The 19,432-nt window shown below is 70.6% G+C and carries 17 protein-coding genes; 7 read left to right on the top strand and 10 right to left on the bottom strand.

Annotated features, from left to right (window positions below; translation table 11 throughout):
* On the top strand, window positions 1-554 hold a 554-nt coding region (locus tag ACWDN5_RS32635; protein WP_449678968.1), incomplete at its 5' end, for a S8 family serine peptidase.
* Window positions 555-611: 57 nt separating this feature from the next.
* Entirely contained in the window at window positions 612-1,346 is a 735-nt protein-coding gene (locus ACWDN5_RS32630) for an SDR family oxidoreductase (protein WP_449678967.1), read from the top strand.
* Between the two features lie 10 nt (window positions 1,347-1,356).
* Here the strand turns inward: ACWDN5_RS32630 and ACWDN5_RS32625 are convergent, their stop codons facing one another.
* Window positions 1,357-2,364 (bottom strand): SDR family oxidoreductase, encoded by a 1,008-nt coding sequence (locus ACWDN5_RS32625; protein WP_449678966.1) that lies wholly within the window; start codon window positions 2,362-2,364, stop codon window positions 1,357-1,359.
* A gap of 70 nt (window positions 2,365-2,434) precedes the next feature.
* Between ACWDN5_RS32625 and ACWDN5_RS32620 the strand changes: the two genes are divergently transcribed.
* Both ACWDN5_RS32620 and ACWDN5_RS32615 read left to right on the top strand, forming a co-directional pair.
* Window positions 2,435-3,313, top strand: coding sequence for a LysR family transcriptional regulator (locus ACWDN5_RS32620; RefSeq protein ID WP_310971336.1), 879 nt, complete (start codon window positions 2,435-2,437; stop codon window positions 3,311-3,313).
* A 133-nt stretch (window positions 3,314-3,446) separates the two neighbouring features.
* Window positions 3,447-4,325 carry a bile acid:sodium symporter family protein gene (locus ACWDN5_RS32615; RefSeq protein ID WP_310971337.1) on the top strand — a complete coding sequence of 293 codons (879 nt, stop codon included), beginning with the start codon at window positions 3,447-3,449 and terminating at the stop codon, window positions 4,323-4,325.
* Between the two features lie 111 nt (window positions 4,326-4,436).
* Here ACWDN5_RS32615 and ACWDN5_RS32610 read toward each other — a convergent pair whose 3' ends face one another.
* Window positions 4,437-5,882 carry a peptide ABC transporter substrate-binding protein gene (locus tag ACWDN5_RS32610; RefSeq protein ID WP_449678965.1) on the bottom strand — a complete coding sequence of 482 codons (1,446 nt, stop codon included), beginning with the start codon at window positions 5,880-5,882 and terminating at the stop codon, window positions 4,437-4,439.
* Between the two features lie 104 nt (window positions 5,883-5,986).
* On the opposite strand from ACWDN5_RS32610, the gene ACWDN5_RS32605 reads away from it, so the two are divergent.
* Window positions 5,987-7,321, top strand: coding sequence for an LVIVD repeat-containing protein (locus ACWDN5_RS32605; RefSeq protein ID WP_449678964.1), 1,335 nt, complete (start codon window positions 5,987-5,989; stop codon window positions 7,319-7,321).
* On the opposite strand, the gene ACWDN5_RS32600 is transcribed toward ACWDN5_RS32605, so the two are convergent.
* Window positions 7,270-7,434 carry a hypothetical protein gene (locus ACWDN5_RS32600; protein WP_449678963.1) on the bottom strand — a complete coding sequence of 55 codons (165 nt, stop codon included), beginning with the start codon at window positions 7,432-7,434 and terminating at the stop codon, window positions 7,270-7,272. The two genes, ACWDN5_RS32605 and ACWDN5_RS32600, sit on opposite strands and share 52 nt — an antisense overlap.
* On the opposite strand from ACWDN5_RS32600, the gene ACWDN5_RS32595 reads away from it, so the two are divergent.
* Complete coding sequence (locus ACWDN5_RS32595; protein ID WP_449678970.1) at window positions 7,396-7,713, top strand: hypothetical protein; 318 nt, start codon at window positions 7,396-7,398, stop codon at window positions 7,711-7,713. The two genes, ACWDN5_RS32600 and ACWDN5_RS32595, sit on opposite strands and share 39 nt — an antisense overlap.
* A gap of 82 nt (window positions 7,714-7,795) precedes the next feature.
* Here the strand turns inward: ACWDN5_RS32595 and ACWDN5_RS32590 are convergent, their stop codons facing one another.
* The 7 genes from ACWDN5_RS32590 to ACWDN5_RS32560 all read right to left on the bottom strand — a co-directional run bounded on the left by ACWDN5_RS32590 (window position 7,796) and on the right by ACWDN5_RS32560 (window position 18,421).
* Complete coding sequence (locus ACWDN5_RS32590; RefSeq protein ID WP_449678962.1) at window positions 7,796-9,367, bottom strand: glycoside hydrolase family 13 protein; 1,572 nt, start codon at window positions 9,365-9,367, stop codon at window positions 7,796-7,798.
* Window positions 9,368-9,401: 34 nt separating this feature from the next.
* Entirely contained in the window at window positions 9,402-10,271 is an 870-nt protein-coding gene (locus ACWDN5_RS32585) for a carbohydrate ABC transporter permease (protein WP_310971342.1), read from the bottom strand.
* Complete coding sequence (locus tag ACWDN5_RS32580; RefSeq protein ID WP_449678961.1) at window positions 10,268-11,236, bottom strand: carbohydrate ABC transporter permease; 969 nt, start codon at window positions 11,234-11,236, stop codon at window positions 10,268-10,270. Before ACWDN5_RS32580 ends, ACWDN5_RS32585 begins: the two co-directional genes overlap by 4 nt.
* Window positions 11,214-12,590, bottom strand: coding sequence for an ABC transporter substrate-binding protein (locus ACWDN5_RS32575; protein ID WP_449678960.1), 1,377 nt, complete (start codon window positions 12,588-12,590; stop codon window positions 11,214-11,216). The genes ACWDN5_RS32580 and ACWDN5_RS32575 overlap by 23 nt, the downstream gene beginning before the upstream one ends.
* 315 nt (window positions 12,591-12,905) lie before the next feature.
* Window positions 12,906-13,913, bottom strand: coding sequence for a LacI family DNA-binding transcriptional regulator (locus ACWDN5_RS32570; protein WP_310971345.1), 1,008 nt, complete (start codon window positions 13,911-13,913; stop codon window positions 12,906-12,908).
* A gap of 77 nt (window positions 13,914-13,990) precedes the next feature.
* Entirely contained in the window at window positions 13,991-16,171 is a 2,181-nt protein-coding gene (locus ACWDN5_RS32565; RefSeq protein WP_449678959.1) for a discoidin domain-containing protein, read from the bottom strand.
* 6 nt (window positions 16,172-16,177) lie between these two features.
* Complete coding sequence (locus ACWDN5_RS32560) at window positions 16,178-18,421, bottom strand: discoidin domain-containing protein (RefSeq protein WP_449678958.1); 2,244 nt, start codon at window positions 18,419-18,421, stop codon at window positions 16,178-16,180.
* Window positions 18,422-18,619: 198 nt separating this feature from the next.
* On the opposite strand from ACWDN5_RS32560, the gene ACWDN5_RS32555 reads away from it, so the two are divergent.
* Window positions 18,620-19,402: a class I SAM-dependent methyltransferase gene (locus tag ACWDN5_RS32555; RefSeq protein WP_449678957.1), complete on the top strand. Its 783-nt coding sequence runs from the start codon at window positions 18,620-18,622 to the stop codon at window positions 19,400-19,402.
* Window positions 19,403-19,432: the final 30 nt, after the last annotated feature.

Below are 19,432 nucleotides of genomic sequence, written 5' to 3'. Positions count from 1 at the left end.
TGGCTTCGGGCTCGCTCAAGGCGTTCAGTACCAACGGTGTCACGAACGGCCACTCGGCCGCGGTCAACGCGTTCAGCGTGGCGGCGGCCCCGGCGGCGGGCGCGTTCACCCGGCCGCTGGAGACCGGCGACCCGGCCAACCCGGCGGGTCCGTACCCCGGCCTGTACACGGCGTCGAGCAAGTGGGAGCGCTTCTCCTCCGACGGCAAGCGCCGGCTGTTCTACAACGCCGACGGCACGGCGATCACCCCGGGCAACGTGTCTTCGACCGGCGGCACGGTCCGCAACAAGCCGGACATCACCGCGGCCGACGGCGTCGCCACCTCGGTGGCGGGCTTCCAGCCGTTCTTCGGGACCTCGGCGGCGGCCCCGCACGCGGCGGCCATCGCGGCCCTGCTGCTGTCGGGCAAGCCGACGGCGACCCCGGCCCAGATCCGCACGGCCCTGGTGTCCTCGGCGATCGACCTGGGCACGCCGGGCTTCGACACGGTGACCGGCAACGGCGTGATCATGGCCGGCCCGGCCCTGGCCGCGCTGGGCGTGGCGGCGAAGTAACGGACGTTCCGCGAAAGGGCCCGGCACGCGCCGGGCCCTTTTCGTTAGGGTCGGGGCATGGCGAAGACCGCGGTGGTGACCGGAGCCGGTTCGGGGATCGGGCGGGCGGTGGCGCGGGCGCTTCTCGAAGACGGCTACCGGGTCGCGCTGGCCGGACGGCGGGCCGACTCTCTCGCGGAGACCGCCGCGGGCTTCGAGAACGCCCTGGCCGTGCCCACCGACGTTTCCGACGAACACGAGGTCGAAGCCCTCTTCCACGCCGTGCGGGAGCGGTGGGGGCGGCTCGACCTGCTCTTCAACAACGCCGGGATTTCCGCGGGCGGGACCGTGGCCGACCTGTCCGTCGCGGACTGGAAGCGGACCGTCGACGTCAACCTCACCGGGATGTTCCTCTGCGCGCGGCAAGCCGTGCTGCTCATGAAGGACCAGGACCCCCGCGGCGGCCGGATCGTCAACAACGGCTCGATCTCCGCCCACGTGCCGCGGCCGGCGAGCGTCGCCTACACCGCGACCAAGCACGCCGTCACCGGGCTGACCCGGTCGATCTCGCTGGACGGCCGGGCCTGGGACGTCGCCTGCGGGCAACTCGACATCGGCAACGCCGCCACCGAGATGACCGAGCGGATGGCCGCCGGTATCCCGCAGGCCGACGGCCGGGTCGTCGCCGAGCCGACCTTCGACGTCCGGCACGTGGCCGACGCCGTGCGGTACATGGCCGGGCTGCCGCTCGACGCCAACGTCCAGTTCCTCACCGTCACCGCGACGACCATGCCGTTCATCGGCCGCGGCTAGCGGATCCGCGCTAGGGAATGACCCGCGCCTTCCGGAACTCGTCGAACAGCCGGAAGAACATCTGCTCGGTCTCCACGTACTCGTGGAACCCCGCCCGGCGCGACTTCGACGTGTCGGCGAACATGTCGTAGTCCCAGCCGAACACGAAGTCGCCGAACGCCCACGACGCCGAAACGTCCGCGTAGGACGCGGAGAGCCCGTGTTCGGCCGCCATCCGGGTCCACAGTGGACCTTTGTCCGCCATGACGTCGGCGAGGGACATCCGCAGCGGCGGTGCGACGTCGAGGTCGAAGTACGCCGCCAGCTTCGGCCAGAGCTCGCGCCAGCGGAACAGGTCGCCGTTGGCGATGTTGAAGGCGCCCTGCTGCCCGGTCGCCCAGACCGTCGCCGAGGCCAGGAGGCCCGCGTCGGTCACCTCCAGCAGGCTGTCGTACGCGCCGGGTTTGCCGGGGAAGCGCAGCGGCAGCCCGAGTTCCTTCGAGATCGACGCGTACACCGCGATCACCAGCGCCAGGTTCATCGGGTTGCCCAGCGCCGTGCCGCCGACCACCGACGGCCGGATCGCCGACCACGTCCAGGACCCCGCCCGCCGTTCGAGGAACTGCTGCTGGTCGACGTTGAACTCCGGCGGCATGTGCCCGGCGTCGGTCTCGCGCGCCGGCGTCTTGAACGGCCCGAGGTGCGCGCCGTAGACCTTGTAGCCCTGCATCAGGCTGACGTGCCGCAGGCCGGGCGGGGCCGCGTCGACGAGGTTCGTCAGCATCGCCAGGTTCGGCGGGACCAGCTCCGCCCACGTCGGTTTGTCCTGGTAGGCCGCGTAGAAGAGGTGCGTGGCCGAGGTTAGCGGGGCGAGCTTCGCGCGGGTGTCGGCCGGGTCGAGGAGGTCGACGGCGATCGTGCCCGGGCCGCCGCGCCGCGAAAGGCCGGTGACGTCCCAGCCGTTCGTGCGCAGGTGCTCGGTGAGCGTGCGGCCGATGATCCCGTTCGCTCCGGCGACCAGAGCTGTCTTGCGTTCCATGCCTTCAGGCTCGGCTCGCGGCTTCGATAAGTCCAAGGCTTAGTTGTCACCAAGTCGATAAACTGAGTTCATGACAAGTCTGCGGCAGCTCGAGTACCTGGTCACGGTGGTCGACACGGGTTCCTTCACCCGCGCCGCCGAACAGCTGCACGTGACGCAGCCGGCGTTGTCGCACCAGATGCGGGCCCTCGAACGCGGCCTCGGCGGGCCGCTGCTGGAGCGGCTGCCCCGGGCGGTCCGGCTCACGCCGATGGGCCGGGCGATGCTGCCGCACGCGCGGGCGGCGCTCGCCGACGCCGAACGCGCGCGCTGCGCGGCCCGGCTCGCGTCCGGGACGACGGCGGGCGAGCTGCAGGTCGCGACCGTGTATTCGGTCAGCCTGGGCGTGCTGCCGCCCGCGCTGCGGGTGTGGCGGCGCGATCGGCCGGAGGTCGATGTCCGGCTGATCGAGTTCCGGCACGCCGACGAGCTGCGCGAAGCGATGGCCGCGGGCGAGGCCGACGTCGCGCTCGGCCCGCGCCCCGGCGACTGGGCGGGCCCGGTCCGGGAGCTGGGGGTGGAGGAGTTCGTGGTCGTGCTGCCGGCGGACGGCGCGACGGAAGGCGACGCCACCGGGGTCGTCGATCTGGCCACCCTCTCCGACTGCGCCTGGGTGCACTACGCGCCGGGCAACGGCCTGGCGGAGCTGGTCGACGCGGCCTGCGCGGCGGCGGGCTTCCGCCCCCGGGCCGCGGTCCGCACCGAGCAGACGGCGGCGGCCCCGATCCTGGCGGCGGCGGGCCTGGGGCCGGCGCTGGTGCCGGAGAACGTCCTGCCGGCCCGCTTCGACGGCCGGGTCCTGCGGCCGGCGGCGCCGGTGCGCCGGGTACTGACGGCGTACACCCGGGCGGCGCCGGATCCGCTGACCGGCGCGTTCATCGAGACGCTGGTCGCGCACGCGACGGTCTGATACGCGGACGCACGACTCCGAACGGACCAGCGAAGGTTACAAATCGGGCATTCAACGCACAGCGGAAGAAAGATCGCACCCGGGTGGGAGCAGGATGGCAGCCGGTTCTCGCCTGGGACTCGCGGAGGTTCGGATGGGTGCGCAGATCGTCTCGATATTCCTGCCGGCGGCGCTCGCGCTGGTGATGTTCGGCCTCGGCATGTCGCTGGCCCCGGCCGATTTCGCCAGGGTGGTGAAGTACCCGAAAGCCGCGATCGTCGCACTGGTGTGCCAGATGGTCGTGCTGCCCGCCATTTGCTACGGGTTGGTCGTGCTGTTCGGGCTCAACGGCGTGCTGGCCGTCGGGATGATGCTGCTCGTCGCCTCGCCCGGTGGGACGTCGGCGAACCTGTTCAGCCATCTCGCGGGTGGTGACGTCGCGCTCAATATCACCCTGACCGCGATCAACTCCGTGCTCGCGGTGTTCACGCTGCCGGTGGTGGTCGCGTTGTCGATGGCGCGGTTCATGGCCGGCGACGCGTCGGTCGGGCTGCAGCCCGCGAAGCTGGTGCAGGTGTTCGTGTTCGTGCTGGTCCCGGTGGCGATCGGCATGTGGGTCCGGCACCGCTCCCTCGCCTGGACCGAGAAGATGCAGAAGCCGGTGAAGATCGCGTCGATCGTCGTGCTGGCGCTGGCGATCATGTTCTCCATCATCGGGAACTTCAAGCTGCTGCTGGAGAACGCCGACACGCTCGCACCGGTGGCGTTGCTGCTTTCCGTGCTGAGCCTGGCGATCGGCTACGGCGTGCCGCGGCTGCTGCGGGTGGAGCGGCAGCAGGCGATCGCGTCCGCCATGGAGATCGGCATCCACAACGCCGCGCTGGCCATCACCGTCGCCATGTCGGTGCTCGGCAGCGAGGCGATGGCGGTCCCGGCCGGCGTCTACGGCTCGGTGATGTTCGTGCCCGCCGCGATCGCCGCCTACGCGTTGAGCCGCAAGCGTTCCAAGGTCCTGAGCGTCACGGGCGTCTGAAGTCGTCGGGATTCCCGAGCCGCCCGCGCACTTCGGTGACCTCAGTAGTGGCCTCGCCGACTTTCCCGACCCGGATTTCACTCCGGCAACGCAGGGACGCCGGTTCCCAGCTCACGAGACGCCGATTCCCGCGAGGACCGGGCCGGTGAACGGCGTGGCTGTGACGTCGTGGACCCGCGAGCCCCAGACCGCGTGGCCGTGGCCGGTCCACAGGGGCGCCACCGGCAGGTCACGCAGGAGCTGGTTCTCCGCCAGCCGGTACAGCTCGCCCGCCTCCTCCGGGGTGGCCGCCGCGTCCGCGAGGGCCAGGTTCTGGCGGAAGACCTCGTCCGCGTAGCCCGACTCCGCCGCCAGGCGCGACAGCAGTTCGTACGGGCTGGCCGTGGCCGGCTTGACGTCCAGTGTGGACGGGCCGTCGAGCTGGCCCGTGCCGGGGGCGGCCTGTGCCGTCACGGAAACGTCCAGCGCCTTGTGCAACCCGACCACCAGGGTGCGCGTCCACGCCTCCGCGCCGGGTCCGAAGTAGACGGTCGCGCCGCCGGGGAAGGCCGCCTGCTTCAGCAGGGCCTTGCCGGCCGCCGCGTCGAAGCTGCAGGGGCGGCAGGTGCCCGTGCGCTCGCCCGGGGCGTCCGAGGGCGGCAGCATCGCCTTGGCCGGGTCGACCTGGTGCGCGAGCGGGCCCGCCTCCAGGGCCGCCCGGTCGACGCCGAGGGCGAAGCCGTGGCGGACCGTCGCGTCGGCGAAGCGGGGGTTGCTCACCGGGAACGCCAGGTAGCCCGCCTCGGGCAGGGCCCAGGACGCGTGGCGGTCGGCGAAGTCGCCGTGCATGGCCTCGTGCCGTTCGCCCGGGACCTCGGTCGCCAGGTCGAGCGTGCCCGCCTTGACCGCGTCGTACTGGGCGGCCGGCTCGCCGACCCGCAGCTCGATCTCCTCGGCCTTCCCGGTGCCGACGCGCTTGAGCGTGCCGCCCGAGCCCGGGTGCCAGCCGCCGTCCAGGCGGTACGGGCCGTTGCCGACCGGCGCCATCGCGAAACCGTCCCAATCCCCGGAAGCGAGCACCGACGCCGGCAGCGGGACCAGGCCCGGCGCGGCGAGCAGCGCGGGCACCTGGCCGGACGGCCGGTCGAGGGTCAGCGCGATCGTGTCCGGAGCCGCCGCCTTGATCTCGCGGGCGCGCAGGAGCTTCGTCAGCACCGGGGAGGACACCCAGTGCGCCGCCGCGACCGCCCGCCAGGTGTCCACATAGGACTGAGCGGTGACCGGAGTGCCGTCGTGGAACGTCGCCGGTCGCAGCTTGACCGTCCAGTGGACCTGGTCGGTGCTCTCGATCGACGCCGCCGCGCGCGGGGTGACCTTCCCGGACGCCGCGTCGTAGTCGGCGAGCGGCGTCCACAACGCGCCGGTCACCAGCCGGCCCGCTTGGTCGGCGAGGTCGGCCGGCAGCAGGGTCGCGGGCTCCCGGATGCCGACGGTCAGCACCCCGGGCCGGGCGGGGTCGGACCCCGAACAGCCCGTGACGGCGAGGACCACGACGGCGAGCAGGACGAACAGGCGCATGAGCAAGTCTTATCAGTCAGGAGGCAACGAAAGACGGTTGTGTCCGGTTGATCTCCGTCGTACCGTTCGGTGGGTCACGCTCGGAGCGTTCTGGGAGGTTTCGCGTGCGCACCTGGTTGCGGTCGTGCTTCGCCGCCGTCACCGTCAGCGCCACGCTGGTCGCGACCGGGCTGCCGGCCGCGGCCTGCGGGGAGGACGACAAGCCCGCGACCCCGGCCGCCCGCACGGCGGGTGACCCGGGCGCGATCAAGAACGTCAAGGCCGTCGGCAACGTGCCCGACGCCGCCGGCGCCATCTCGATCGGCCTCCTCGACTACGGCCGCCGGGACGTCATGGTCGTGTCCGGCGAGTTCGGGCTCAAGGTCTACGACCTGACGAAGAACCCGGCCGCGCCGAAGCTGGTCGGGCAGGTCAGCCTGCCGGGCCTGTGGGAGACCGAGGACACCGAGGTCGACCAGGACCGCAAGCTGGTCTTCCTGTCCCGCGACCCGCGCGCCTACGGCGGCACCACCCACACCGGCGAGTCCGGCATCTACGTCGTCGACGTCTCGAAGCCCGAGGCCCCGGCGATCCTCAGCTACGTGAAGGTGCCGGCCGGCCACACCACCAGCTGCGTCGACGGCTGCCGCTACCTCTGGACCGGCGGCCCGGCGAAGGCCGACGACCAGCCGGCCGACTGGGGCGGGCGCCCGATCTGGGTCACCGACATCCGCGACCCGAAGCACCCGAAGGTGAACCCGCAGCCGATCGAGCTGGCCCGCAACGACGGCAAGACCGACTACGTGCACGACGTGCAGGTCGACGCCGACGGCGTGGCCTGGGTGTCCGGCCGCGGCGGTGTCCGCGGCTACTGGACGTCCGGGATCCACCGCGACCCGCTGTCCGGAAAGATCCGCCGCGCGACGGCGCACGAGCCGATCCCGTACGCGGGCGGCGGCATCGCCGAGACGGCGGCGCCCTCGCGGTTCATGCACAACAGCTTCCACCCGGCCGGCCACCGCATCGGTGACGGTGCCTGGCGCGGCCAGGACCTGATCTACGCGACGGAGGAGAACTTCGTCGACGGCTGCGCGGGCGACGGCGTCCTGACGATCTCGTCCCTGAAGGGCTCCTACCACGGTGAAGGCTGGCGCTCGACGCCTTCGCAGCCGTTCCGGCTGCAGAGCGTCGGAACGTGGAGCGTCAACGGCCAGGAGGGCAGCGACCCGGCCTCCGACGACTGCTCCGCCCACTACTTCGACGTCCGCGGCAAGATCCTGGTCCAGTCGTTCTACGCGCAGGGCACCCGGTTCCTCGACGTCAGCGACCCGACGAACCCGCGCCAGATCGCCTACTACCGCCCGGCCGACGCGAGCGCGTGGGCGCCGTACTGGCACGGGAAGTACGTCTACGTCGCGGACAACACCCGCGGCGTCGACGTCCTGCAGCTCACGAAGTAGCCGGGACCGGGGCCGCCGTCCAGCAGGCCAGCAGGCGGAGTCTGCCAGTTGAGCGTCAACTCGCCCACGGCCTCGTGGAAGAACCGCTTGACGCCGTACTGCTGCTCGGCCACCCGGTCCTCCGCCCACAGCGCGGCGAACTCCGCCGACCGCGTGCACAGGCCCGCGCGTTCTGGGCCGACACGATGGGCTGGCGCGTCCTGCAGGTCTGGCCGTACGGCAACCTGACCCTGGCCTCCGTGCTGCCGCCCGCCCAGGACGACTTCCACCTGGAAATACCCGGCGGCCCGGGCGCCGCGGCCCAGCCGCAGTTCGGCGACGTCGACGCGAGCCTGGCCGAGCTGCGCAAGCGCGGCGTCGAAATCGTCAACCCCGCCGTTCGAGATCGCTGACATCAGTTCGAGCTGTCCGAGCGCGTCGGGTGAGCCGCCGGAGGCCGCCGCGGTCCGGCTCGGCGGCGGCCTCCGGTGTGCTCTACTGCCGCAGCCAGACCGCGGTGTCCGTCGGCAGGGTGTCGGTGACTTCGCCGCTGGCCAGCAGGATCTCGCCCGGCGGCAGCGGCACCGGGTCCGGCGAGAAGTTCAGAGCGAACGTGAACCCCCGTCGGAACGCCAGCACCCCTTCGCCGAGCGACAGCCATTCGAGCGGGCCGCTCGGCAGGTCCCGCCGCAGCCGTAGCCCGGTGCGGTACAGCGACAGCATCGACGCCGGATCCGCTGCCTCCGCCTCGGCCGTGTAGTCCCGCCACGAAGCGGGCTGCGGCAACCAGGCTTCGCCGCTGCCGAAGCCGAACGGCGGCTCGGACCCCGACCACGGGATCGGTACCCGGCAGCCGTCGCGGCCCGGGTCGGTGCCGTGGGTGCGGGCGAAGACCGGGTCCTGGCGCAGCTCGTCCGGGATGTCCAGGACCTCCCACAGCCCCAGCTCCTCGCCCTGGTAGACGTACAGCCCGCCGGGCAGCGCCAGCGTCAGCAGCGCCGCCGCCCGGGCTCGGCGGGTGCCCAGGTCGAGGTCCACCGGGGCCGAGTGCAGCCGGTTCGCGAACGAGAAACCCGTGTCGCCCTCGCGGCCGTAGCGGGTGACGTGCCGGGTGACGTCGTGGTTCGACAGCACCCAGGCCGCCGGGGCGCCGACCTCGTCGTGCGCCTTCAGCGTCCGGTCGATCACGTCCCGGAAGCGCTTGCTGTCCCACGGGCAGACCAGGAAGTCGAAGTTGAACGCCGAATGCAGCTCGTCGCGGCGCAGGTAGCGGGCCGCCCGGGACATGTCCGGCAGCCACATCTCGCCGACCAGCACGCGCTCGCCGCCGTAGCTGTCGGCGATCTTGCGCCACGAGCGGTAGATCTCGTGCAGGCCTTCCTGGTCGGAGAACGGCGTCTCGTCGCCGTCGTCGACGTCGGGCAGGTGGGGATCCTTGACCAGGCCGTCGGCGACGTCGATGCGGAAGCCGTCGACGCCGCGGTCGAACCAGAAGCGCAGCACGTCTTCGAACTCCGTGCGGATCTCCGGGTTGTCCCAGTTGAAGTCGGGCTGGCGTGAGCTGTAGAGGTGCAGGTACCACTCGCCGTCCGGGACGCGCGTCCACGCCGACCCGCCGAAGCGCGACTTCCAGTTGTTCGGCGGCTCGCTGCCGTCCGGGCCGCGGCCGGGCCGGAACCAGAACCGTTGCCGTTCCGGTGATCCCGGGCCGGCGGCCAGCGCGGCCTGGAACCAGCGGTGCTCGTCGGAGCAGTGGTTGGGCACGATGTCGATGATCACCCGGATGCCCCGGGTGTGGGCTTCGGCGATCAGGTCCTCCGCCTCGGCGAGGGTGCCGAACAGCGGCTCGATGTCGCGGAAGTCCGCGACGTCGTAGCCGCCGTCGTCCATCGGCGACGGGTACCACGGGGTGAACCAGATCGCGTCGACCCCCAGGTCGGCCAGGTGGTCCAGCCGGGCGCGGACGCCGGCGAGGTCGCCGACGCCGTCGCCGTTGCCGTCCGCGAAGCTGCGGATGTACACCTGGTAGATCGCCGCGCTCCGCCACCAGCCGGTCTTGTCGATCACTAAAGTGCCCCTCCCAGTCGGTTCGGAAAAGCCCTCAGCCCTTGAGGCTGCCGGCGGTCAGCCCGGCGAGGATCTGCCGCTGGAACGCCAGGAACAGCGCGACCATCGGCAGGCTGGCCAGCACCATCCCGGCGACGAGCACGTTGAGCGGCATGTCGATCGCCACCCGCTGCAGCATCACCGAGAGCGTCTGCTTTTCGGTGTCCGGGAACACCAGCAGCGGCCAGATGAAGTCCTTCCACGCGGCGACCACCGCGAGGATCGACACCACGGCCAGGATCGGCCGCGAAATCGGCAGGATGATCCGCCAAAGCGTGCGCACCGGCCCGGCGCCGTCGAGGCGCGCCGCTTCGAGCAGCTCGTCGGGGATCTGGTCGAAGAACCGCTTCAGCAGGTAGATGTTGAACGCGTTCGCCGCCGCGGGCAGCCAGACCGCGGCCGGCGAGTTGATCAGGTTGAGGTGCAGGAGCGGCAGGTCCGTCACCGTCACGTACGTCGGGACGAGCAACGCCGTGGCCGGCAGCATCAGCGTGGCCAGCATCAGCCCGAGCACGACGTTGCCGAACTTCGGCCGCAGCTTCGACAGCGCGAACGCGGCCGGGACGTCGATGGCCAGCTGCGCCAGCCACGCCCCACCGGCGACGATCAGCGTGTTGAGGAAGTACTTGCCCAGGCTGAGCTGGTCCCAGGCGTCGGCGAAGGTTTCCGGGTGCCACTCGCGCGGGACGAGCGTCGCCGGGGTCTGCGCCAGTTCCTGCGGTGACTTCATCGCGCCCGTCACGACCCAGTAGAGCGGGAACATGAAGGCGAGGACGAAAATGGCGAGCGTGCCGGCGAAGACGACGGCGTACAGGAGCTTGCCGCGAGGGCTGCGCAGCGCGCCGGGGGAGACGAGGGTCCTCATGCCTGGTCCGCCTTCCGCGTCAGCCGGACGTACCACGCCGAGAACACGCCCAGCGCCACGAACAGCAGCAGGCTCATCGCGCTCGCCGAGCCGAAGTCGTTGTAGACGAAGGCGTACCGGTAGAGGAGCAGGAGCACGGTGACCGTGGAGTCGTCCGGGCCGCCGCCGGTCATCACGTACGGCTCGGTGAACACCTGCATGGTCGCGACCACCTGCAGCAGCAGGAGCACCAGCAGGACGAACCGCGTCTGCGGGAACGTCACGTGCCGCAGGCGTTTCCACAACCCGGCGCCGTCGAGCTCCGCGGCTTCGTAGAGCTCGCCGGGGATGGTGCCGAGCGCGGCCAGGTAGATGAGCGTGGTGCTGCCCATGTTGGCCCACGTCGAAACGAACACCAGGGACAGCATCGCCGTCGTGCTCGAATCCAGCCACTGGCCGCCGGGGAGGCCGACCGCGCCGAGCGCGGAGTTGAACAGGCCGGGACCGGGGTCGTAGAACCACTTCCACATCAGCGCCGTCACGACGGGCGGCAGCATCACCGGCAGGTAGACGGCGAGGCGGAAGAACGCCTTGGCGTGGCGGAGTTCGTTTAGCAGAACCGCGGTGAGGAACGGGACGGCGAAGCCGAAGACCAGCGCGAGCCCGGTGAACAGCAGCGTGTTGCGCCAGGCGACGCCGAAGAGCGGGTCTTCGAACAGCCGCGTGAAGTTGTCGAAGCCGACCCACGTGGGAGCGTTGACGAAGTCGACCTGCTGGAAGCTCAGCAGGACGCCGCGGACGATCGGGTACCAGGAGAACAGCGCGAACACCACGAGTGCGGCGCTGAGCAGGCCGTACGCGGTGACGTTCTCCTTGAGCTTGCGCTTAAGCCGAGTCCGGTTCGCCGTCGTTGCGGCCGGGCGCCCGGCCCGCGACGGTTTCGCCGCGGGCCAGGCGAGCAGGCTACTTGACCTGGGCGAGGACACTGTTGACCTTCGACGACGCCGACGACAGCTGCTGGTCGAGGTTGGCGTTCTGGTCGGTCAGGACGGCCTGCATGACGCTGTCGAGCGCGGCGTAGATCTGCTGCGCGTTCGGCGGCTCGATGCTTCCCTTGATCTTGCTTGTGGTGTCTACATAGGACTGGAAGTTCTTGGCGGGCACGTTGGCGTACTTGGCCTTCAGGGCCAGCTGCTGCTCGCGGACCGAGCCGGTCCAGACGTCCGGGGTCGGTTCGGCGGGCAGGCCGACCGGCTGCTTGCCGTCGACGTACTGCTGGATGTGCTTTTCGAAGCGGTCCGGGTTGAGGTACTTCCACTGGATCCACTCGAGGCCGGCCTTGACCTTCTCCGGCGTGGCCTTCGGGTTGATCATGTAGCCCTCGCCGCCGAGCAGGGTGCCCTGGCCGCCGGGCATGCCCGCGATGCCGTAGTCCTCGTACTTGCCGTTGAACTGCTTGACCAGCACGGGAACGTTGTCCGGGGCGGCCATGTACATGCCGAGCTGGCCGGCGCCCATCATGCGCTGGACGTCCTGCGCTTCGAGCAGCTGCTTGGCGCCCATCGAGTTGTCGGTCCAGCGCATGTCGTGCAGGTACTGGAGGGCTTGCTTGCCCTTCTCGTTGGCGAAGTCGGCGACCCACTTGTCGCCGTCCTTGCGGGCGATGTCGCCGCCCATCGAGTACAGCCAGCCGGTGAGGTGCCAGCCGCCCTGGTTGTTCTTGCTGTAGTCGGCGTACCCGACGACGCCGTTGCCGAGCGCGGAGATCTTCTTCGCGGCTTCGCGCACTTCGTCCCAGGTCTGCGGCGGCTTGTCCGGGTCGAGCCCGGCCTTCTGGAACAGCGGGCGGCTGTAGAGCAGGCCCATCGTGTAGTTCATGGTGGGCAGGCCGTAAAGCTTGCCATTGCTGTCGCGGAAGTTGTCGAGTAGTTCCGGCTTGAGGTCGCCGATGTGCGGGACGCTCTTCACGGCTTCGGTGATGTCGGCGGCTTGGTGGCGGGCGATGATCTGCGCGGGGTCGGTGAAGTAGACGTAGTAGACGTCTTCGAGCTGCCCGCCGGCGAGCTTCGCGGAGAACGTCTTCGGGTCCATGAAGCCTTCGTGCGGATCGATGTCGATGTTCGGGTGCGACGCCTCGAACTCCTTGACGTCGGCGTCGAACACGCTGCGCTCGAACGGCTGACTGGTCGGCGGCTGCCCGGTGACGGTGATCTTGACCTTGCCGCCGCTCTGGGCCGCGGTATCGCCGTCCCCGCAGGCGGCGGTGGCGAGGGCGAGCCCGCCCGCGGCGAGCAGGCAGAACATCCGTCGGGTGGCGGTTCTGGACCAGGGACTGCTCATCTCAAGCCTCTTCTCGGGGTCGCGACGGCTGTCACGTGATTGCGGTCACTCTAAAGTGGCGGACCGGATAAGCGCAATAAGCCGACGAGACTTTGCAAGTTACGAACAGGCCGCAGGTGTCCACAGGAGGAAGGCGATGTGGACTGGCGGCTCCCGAAGAGGCTCGTTCCCGGCTTTGTGTCGGGGGCTGCCGATAAGCTGGACTTGGGCACGCCCCCCTGGGAGGGCGGGGGAGTTTCCGGGGCGGGTGTGGGCCCTGCGGACACAAAAGAGCGCGACGGCTCGGGAGCCGTCGCGCCTCTTGGGAGTCGGACGTCAGGCGGTGCGGCGTGCGGTGGAGCCGCGGACCACCAGCTCCGGCGCGAACAACAGCTCCTCCGCCGCCACCTCGCCGCCGTTGATGCGCTTGACCAGCAGCTCCACCACTGCCCGGCCCATGGCCTCGATCGGCTGGCGGGTGGTCGTCAGGGGCGGGTCCGTGCAGTTCATCAGGGCCGAGTCGTCGTAGCCGACCACCGAGATGTCCTCCGGCACCGACAGCCCCTGGCGGCGGGCCGCCCGGACCGCGCCCAACGCCAAGAGGTCGCTCGCGCACAGCACCGCCGTCGCCCCGCGCGGGTACAGTCGGGCCGCCGCCGCGTGGCCGCCCTCGATCGAGAACATCCCGTGCTCGACCAGCTCGTCCAGGACCGGCAACCCCAGCTTCGCCGCATACGAACGGAACGCCTCGAGCTTGCGCTGCGACGGCACGTGGTCCGACGGCCCGAGGACCAGGCCGATCTTCTCGTGCCCGAGCGAGCTCAGGTGCCCGACGACCTGCTCGACGGCCACCGCGTCGTCGCACGAGACCTGGGGGAGGCCGAGGTGGTCGACCGCCGCGTTGATCAGCACCGTCGGGAGCCGGCGCTCGACCAGGTGGTGGTAGTGCGTGTGGACCGCGTCCGCCTGCGCGTACAGGCCGCCGGCGAACACCACGCCCGACACCTGCTGCTGCAGGAGCAGCTCGACGTACTCCGCCTCCGACACCCCGCCCGCCGTGCGCGTGCAGAGCACCGGCGTGAAGCCCTGCTGGGCGAGGGCGTTGCCCATGATCTCGGCCAGCGCCGGGAAGATCGGGTTCTGCAGCTCCGGCAGCACCAGCCCGACCAGGCGGGCGCGCTCGCCGCGCAGCTGGGTGGGCCGCTCGTAGCCCATCACGTCCAACGCGGTGAGCACGGCGGCCCGGGTGCTCGCGGACACCCCGGACCGGCCGTTGAGCACCCGGCTGACCGTGGCTTCGCTGACCCCGACCTGGCGGGCGACTTCGGCAAGACGACGCGTCATAGTCGAAACTTTACAGCAACTCGGCGCAAAAGTAAGACAAGCCCGGACCGGTGGCGAGACCGGTCCGGGCTCGGAGACTACGCGGCCGCCACCTCGAACTCGGACACCTGGCCGGCGGGCCAGCCCGTGTTGCCGGTGAACGTCAGCCGCACGAACCGCTGGGACGTCGTCGCTAAGGACACCGACGCCGTGTTTCCGGACGCCGGGTCGAAGGTGTACCCACGTGAACCCACCAGCGTCGTGTACGAGCCGCCGTCGGTGCTGCCGGAGATCGTCACCGTCTGGGTGCGTGCGCCCCAGGCCGAGGACGGCGGCAGGCGCAGCGTCACCTTGTTGATCGTCGCCGCCGTGCCCAGGTCCACCGTCAGCGTCTGCGGGAACGCGTTGTTCGTGCTCTCCCAGTACGAATTCGCGTCACCGTCGTTCGCGTTCGACGGCGGGAAGCCGCCCTGCGAGCCGGACGCGCCGATCGCCTTGCCGCGCGCCAGGTTGGTGCCGGACTGCGGCGGCTGCGGCGGCCCCGAGTTCGGCGCGGGCCAGCTCGAACAGTCGCTCCAGGTGCCGGTCCAGCCGCTGTTGCCCGACCCGCCGAAGGTCATCTTCGGGATCGACGTCGGGTAGGGGCAGTTGTACGTCCCGGTCACGCCGACACCGGACGCGGTCAGGTTGCTGATCGACACCGACCCCTGCGTCTGCGACTGCGCCACGAACGTGCCCACGCCCTGCACGGAGACGCCGTCGATGGTGATGCCCTGGATCGGCTTCCCCGCGCCGTTGCCGTCGATGAACTGGATGGCCTCGTACGGGCTCTGGATCGCGGTGAAGCCGGTGACGCGGATGGTCACGCCGGTGATCGCCTGGTCGCGGGCGTCGAACCAAAGCGCGCCGACGCCGAACTGCCAGTTCGGGTCGAGCGCCCCGGCCCGCAGCGCGGTGTTGTTCGACAGCGTCACCGTGCCCGACAGCGGCACCGAGTTGAACCGGTTCGCGACCAGGTAGCCGCCGCCGAGGGCGTTGGTGTCCTGGACGAGGTTGCCGCTCACGGTGTTGTTCGAGCCGCCGTACAACGCGATGCCGTTGGCCAGGTTCGGCTGCACCACCGTGTTGTTGACCAGCGAGTTGCCCGAATCGGCCTGGCCGTTGGACCACAGCGCGAGCCCGTCGTCGCCGTTGTTGCGCAGGTAGTTGTTGCGCAACGTCGAGTTCGTGACGGCGCCGTCGAAGTTGACCCCGTCGGCCTGCGTGTCGAGGATGCGGTTGTTCTCGATGGTGAGGTTCGAGGACGCGCCGTTCATCAGCCACAGCCCGCACTTGGTGTCCTGGATCCACAGCCCGGACACGACCGAGCCGGTGCCGAGGACGCCGTGGAAGGCGTTGTCCGGGCTGCCGTCGTTGCGCTCGGTCACGTCGCCGAAGACGGCGAAGTCGTAGAGCTTGATGTTCCCGGACGCGCTGCCGTTGTTGAAGATGTTGTTGCCGTGCAGCACGGTGTACCACTGGCCCGCGCCCCGGACCGTGGTCTGGTCGATCTGCAGCGCCGACCCGATTTCGAACCGCCCGGACGGCACCCACACCTCACGCCCTTGCGAGCGCGCGGCCGAGAGGGCGTTGCGGAACGCCTGTGAGTCGTCCGACGAGTCGTTCGCCGTGGCGCCGTAGTCGGTCACCGACAGCGCGTTCGCCGGTTTCGTGCCCGCGCCGCCGACCTGCTCGAAGTCGGCGAGGTCGATGGTCGCCTGACCGACGTCACCGGAGTCGGCCTGCACGCGGACCTTCGCGCCCGCCGCCAGGTTCTGGCCCAGCAGCAGCCGGGCGTCGTCGAAGAAGTGGTGCGTCTTCGCGCCGGGGATCCAGCCGGTGTCCACATAGGAATAGCGGGAGGTGACCGGCAACGCCAGCCTGGTCCCGTTGACCGACACCGTGAGGCGGCCGGACGCGCCATCCGGGACGTTGTAGTGGACGTTGATCGAGTTCGCCGCGGCGGGCAGCGTGAACTCGACGTACTGGCCGGTCGTGATCCGCACGGCCTGGCGGCCGGAGGCCTCGGAGGCGATCGACGCCTGGGTGTAGTCGGGGCCGACAGCCGAGCCGTTGGTCGCCGAGCACTCGGCCTCGACGGTCCGGAACGGCACGCTCGCGCCGCCGGACGCCGTCGTCGGGCAGGTCGCCGCGGCGGCCGGGGTCGCACCGGACAGCAGGGTCAGGCCGGACGCGGCGAGCGCGGCGGCCAGCAATGCCGGAATGCGGGACATCGTCATCACCTCTCAGGAGGAATAGGCTTCGAGCTCGGACAGCTGCCCGGCGGGCCAGCCGGTGTTTCCGGTGAAGGTGAGCCGCAGCGTGCGCACCGACGTCGCCGGGAAGGTCACGGTCGCGGAGTTGCCGGACGCGGGGTTGAACGTGTAGCCCGCCGCGGCCTTGACGCCGTCGACCGAGATCGTCTGCGTGCGGGTGCCCCACGCCGAGGACGGCGGCAGCTTCAGCACCAGCCGAGAGACGGTGACCGTGCTGCCGAAGTCGACGGTCAGCGACTGCGGGAACGCGTTGTTCGTGCTCTCCCAGTAGGAGTTCGCGTCGCCGTCGACCGCGTTGCCCGGCGGGAAACCACCCTGCGACCCGGACGCGCTGATGGCCTTGTGCAGCGCCAGGTTGCCCGACGGCTGGGTCGGCGTGGTGGTCGGCGGCGGGGTCGTCGTGGTGCCGCCGTTGTCCGAGCCGTACACCGGTGCCGGCCACGAGCCGCAGTACGTCGTCGTCCAGCCGGAGTTGCCGCCCTGGTCGGCCAGGCCGCTCATCGCGTCCGGGCCCAGGCAGTTGTAGACACCCGCGCGGCCGACCCCGGTCGCGACGACGTTCTTCACCGACCCCGTCGGCTTCGCCTGCAGCTGCCAGGCGAACGTGCCGGCGCCGGCGATCCGGACGCCGTCGAAGTGGACGTCCGTGGTGGCGCCGTCGATGAACTGGATCGCCTCGTAGTTGTTGTCCAGCAGGTCGTTGTCGGTGACGTCGATCCGGCCGGTGATGGCGGAGTCGCGGCCGTCGAACCACAGCGCGCCCACGCCGAACTGCCAGTTCGAGTCGAGCACGCCGGTGCGGATGGCGGTGTTGCGCGCGACCGTCGTGGTGCCCGACAGCGGCACCGCGCTGAACCGGTTCGCGACGTGGAGGCCGCCGCCCTGGTCCTGGTTGTCGGCCACGACGTTGTCGGACACGGTGTTGTCGTGCCCGCCGTAGACCGCGATGTTGTTGGCGAGGATCGGCAGCAGCACGGTGTTGAAGGAGAACGTGTTGTGGTGGTCGGCGTCGTGCTCGGACCACATCGCCAGGCCGTCGTCGCCGGTGTTGCGCAGGAAGTTGTTCGTCACCAGCGTGTTGCTGATGCCCTGGTGCAGGTTCAAGCCGTCGGCGGTCTGGTCGAGGATCCGGTTGCCGGACACGGTGAGCCCGTCGAACGGCCCGTCGAGCCACAGCCCGACCTTCGTGTGCTGCAGCCACAGGTTCTGCACGACCGAGCCGCCGCCGAGCGCGCCGCCGATGGCGTTGGACTGGTCGCAGTCGACGCGGGCGTCGACCTGGCCGATGATCGCGAAGTCGAACAGCTTGACCGCGCGGCTGGTGCCGGGGACGGCAGGGTTTCCTGGATACGTCGGCGTTCCGCAGCTCGCCGGCTCGCCCTTGCCGAAGATCCCGGCACGCGGCCCGGTCAGCACCGAATACCACGGTCCGGCACCGCGGATCGTCACCTGGTCGACGGTGATGTGGTGGCCGAGGGTGAAGGTCCCGGCCGGGATCCAGACCTCCTTGCCCTGGCTGCGCGCCGCGGCCACGGCGGCGTCGAACGCGCCCGCGTCGTCGCCGGCGTCGTTCGCGGTGGCGCCGTAGTCGGTGACGGACACCGAGTTCGCGGGCCGGGCGGCGGCCGCGCCGACCTGCTCGAAGTCGGCGAGGTCGACGGTGACCGGGGTGACGTCGCCCGCGTCGACCTGCAGCCTGATCTTGGTGCCGGCCGGGTAGGACGTGCCGAGCAGCGCGCGGGTCTCGTCGTAGAAGTGGTGCGCGTGGCCGTCGCCCGGGTTGTTGGTGAACGGGTACGAGCCGTAGTACCAGGCCCACTTCGACGTCAGGGCGATGTCCCGGTTGTGCGAGCCGCCGACGTACAGCGAGACCGTGCCGTTGACCGAATCCGGGACGCTGTAGCGGACGTCGATCGAGTTCGCCGGTGCGGTGAGGGTGAATTCGACGTACTGGCCCTGGCCGGAGAGCGTCACCGCCTTCCGGCCGGAGGCTTCGCCGGCGAGGGTGCCGGCGGCGCGGTTCGGGCCGATGACCGACCCGTTCGTCGCCGCGGTTTCCGCTTCCTGTTCGAGGAAGGGGACGGAGGCGCCGCGGGCGGCCGCGAGCGCGCCGGCCGGAACCGCGGCGATGGTGACGCCCGCCGCCGTGACGACGGCGAGGGCGAGAGCGCCGAATCTGAATTTGGGCGCACTGAAGACAGAGCTGGGAGACATGGGCAGCACTGGCCTTTCCGCAGCTGGTGGGGACTTCTGTGATCGGGATCATACGAATCTCGGACAAGAAATCGCAATAGTCGAACGAACTTACGCAAGTTTGCGACAGGAATTGACGACTGGGCCGCATGTTCGACGGCTGCTTACGCCCGGCGGAGCAACGCCTCCGCCGCCGCCCCGCGCTGATAGTTTTCCGGCATGAGCCAGCGACGTGCGGACGGGAGCGCCGGGGACGCCGACTACGGCGCCATCGGCGGGGTCTACACCGACTACCGCAAGCCGGATCCGCGGATCGGCCGGTACATCCTCGACGCGCTGGGCGAGGCCCGGACGGTGCTGAACGTCGGCGCGGGCGCCGGTGCGTACGAACCCGAAGACCGCGAAGTGACCGCGGTCGAACCGTCGGCGTCGATGCGCGCGCAGCGGCCGGCGGGCCTGCCGCCGGCGGTGGACGCGGTCGCCGAGAAGCTGCCGTTCGGCGACCGGGCGTTCGAGGGCGCGATGAGCACCTTCAGCGTGCACCAGTGGAACGACCTGTGGACCGGCCTCAAGGAGCTGCGCCGCGTCACCCGCGGCCCGATCGCGATCCTGACCTGCGACCCGGACCTGCTGCGCCGCTTCTGGCTGCTCGACTACGCGCCCGAGGTGATCGAGACCGAAGCCCGGCGCTACCCGTCGGTCGACGACATCGCCGACGGCCTCGGCGGCCACACCTCGATCGTCCCGGTGCCGATCCCGATCGACTGCACCGACGGCTTCAACGAGGCCTACTACGCCCGCCCGGAACGCCTGCTGGACCCGGGCGCCCGGCTGTCGTGCTCGGCGTGGAGCTTCGTCGACGACCGCGTGCACCACCGCTTCGCCGCGGAGCTGCAACACGACCTCGACGACGGGACGTGGGAGCGCCGCTACGGCCGGCTGCGCGAGCAGCCGACCTTCGAGGGCTCCCTGGTGCTCGTCGTCTCGAACCCCACGGCCTGAGTACCTCGGGTTCGCCCGCCGGCTGCGTCG

The sequence above is a fragment of the Amycolatopsis sp. NPDC003731 genome, assembly GCF_053586895.1.
Note: the sequence above shows the minus strand (reverse complement) of the source record. Positions and strands in the feature narration are given on the sequence as shown.

Bases quoted from the DNA above. Each gene is read 5' to 3' on its own strand.
- ACWDN5_RS32630 (WP_449678967.1), top strand. From the start codon at position 612: ATGGCGAAGACCGCGGTGGTGACCGGAGCCGGTTCGGGGATCGGGCGG.
- ACWDN5_RS32625 (WP_449678966.1), bottom strand. From the start codon at position 2,364: ATGGAACGCAAGACAGCTCTGGTCGCCGGAGCGAACGGGATCATCGGC.
- ACWDN5_RS32620 (WP_310971336.1), top strand. From the start codon at position 2,435: ATGACAAGTCTGCGGCAGCTCGAGTACCTGGTCACGGTGGTCGACACG.
- ACWDN5_RS32615 (WP_310971337.1), top strand. From the start codon at position 3,447: ATGGGTGCGCAGATCGTCTCGATATTCCTGCCGGCGGCGCTCGCGCTG.
- ACWDN5_RS32610 (WP_449678965.1), bottom strand. From the start codon at position 5,882: ATGCGCCTGTTCGTCCTGCTCGCCGTCGTGGTCCTCGCCGTCACGGGC.
- ACWDN5_RS32585 (WP_310971342.1), bottom strand. From the start codon at position 10,271: ATGAGGACCCTCGTCTCCCCCGGCGCGCTGCGCAGCCCTCGCGGCAAG.
- ACWDN5_RS32575 (WP_449678960.1), bottom strand. From the start codon at position 12,590: ATGAGCAGTCCCTGGTCCAGAACCGCCACCCGACGGATGTTCTGCCTG.
- ACWDN5_RS32570 (WP_310971345.1), bottom strand. From the start codon at position 13,913: ATGACGCGTCGTCTTGCCGAAGTCGCCCGCCAGGTCGGGGTCAGCGAA.
- ACWDN5_RS32565 (WP_449678959.1), bottom strand. From the start codon at position 16,171: ATGACGATGTCCCGCATTCCGGCATTGCTGGCCGCCGCGCTCGCCGCG.
- ACWDN5_RS32560 (WP_449678958.1), bottom strand. From the start codon at position 18,421: ATGTCTCCCAGCTCTGTCTTCAGTGCGCCCAAATTCAGATTCGGCGCT.
- ACWDN5_RS32555 (WP_449678957.1), top strand. From the start codon at position 18,620: ATGAGCCAGCGACGTGCGGACGGGAGCGCCGGGGACGCCGACTACGGC.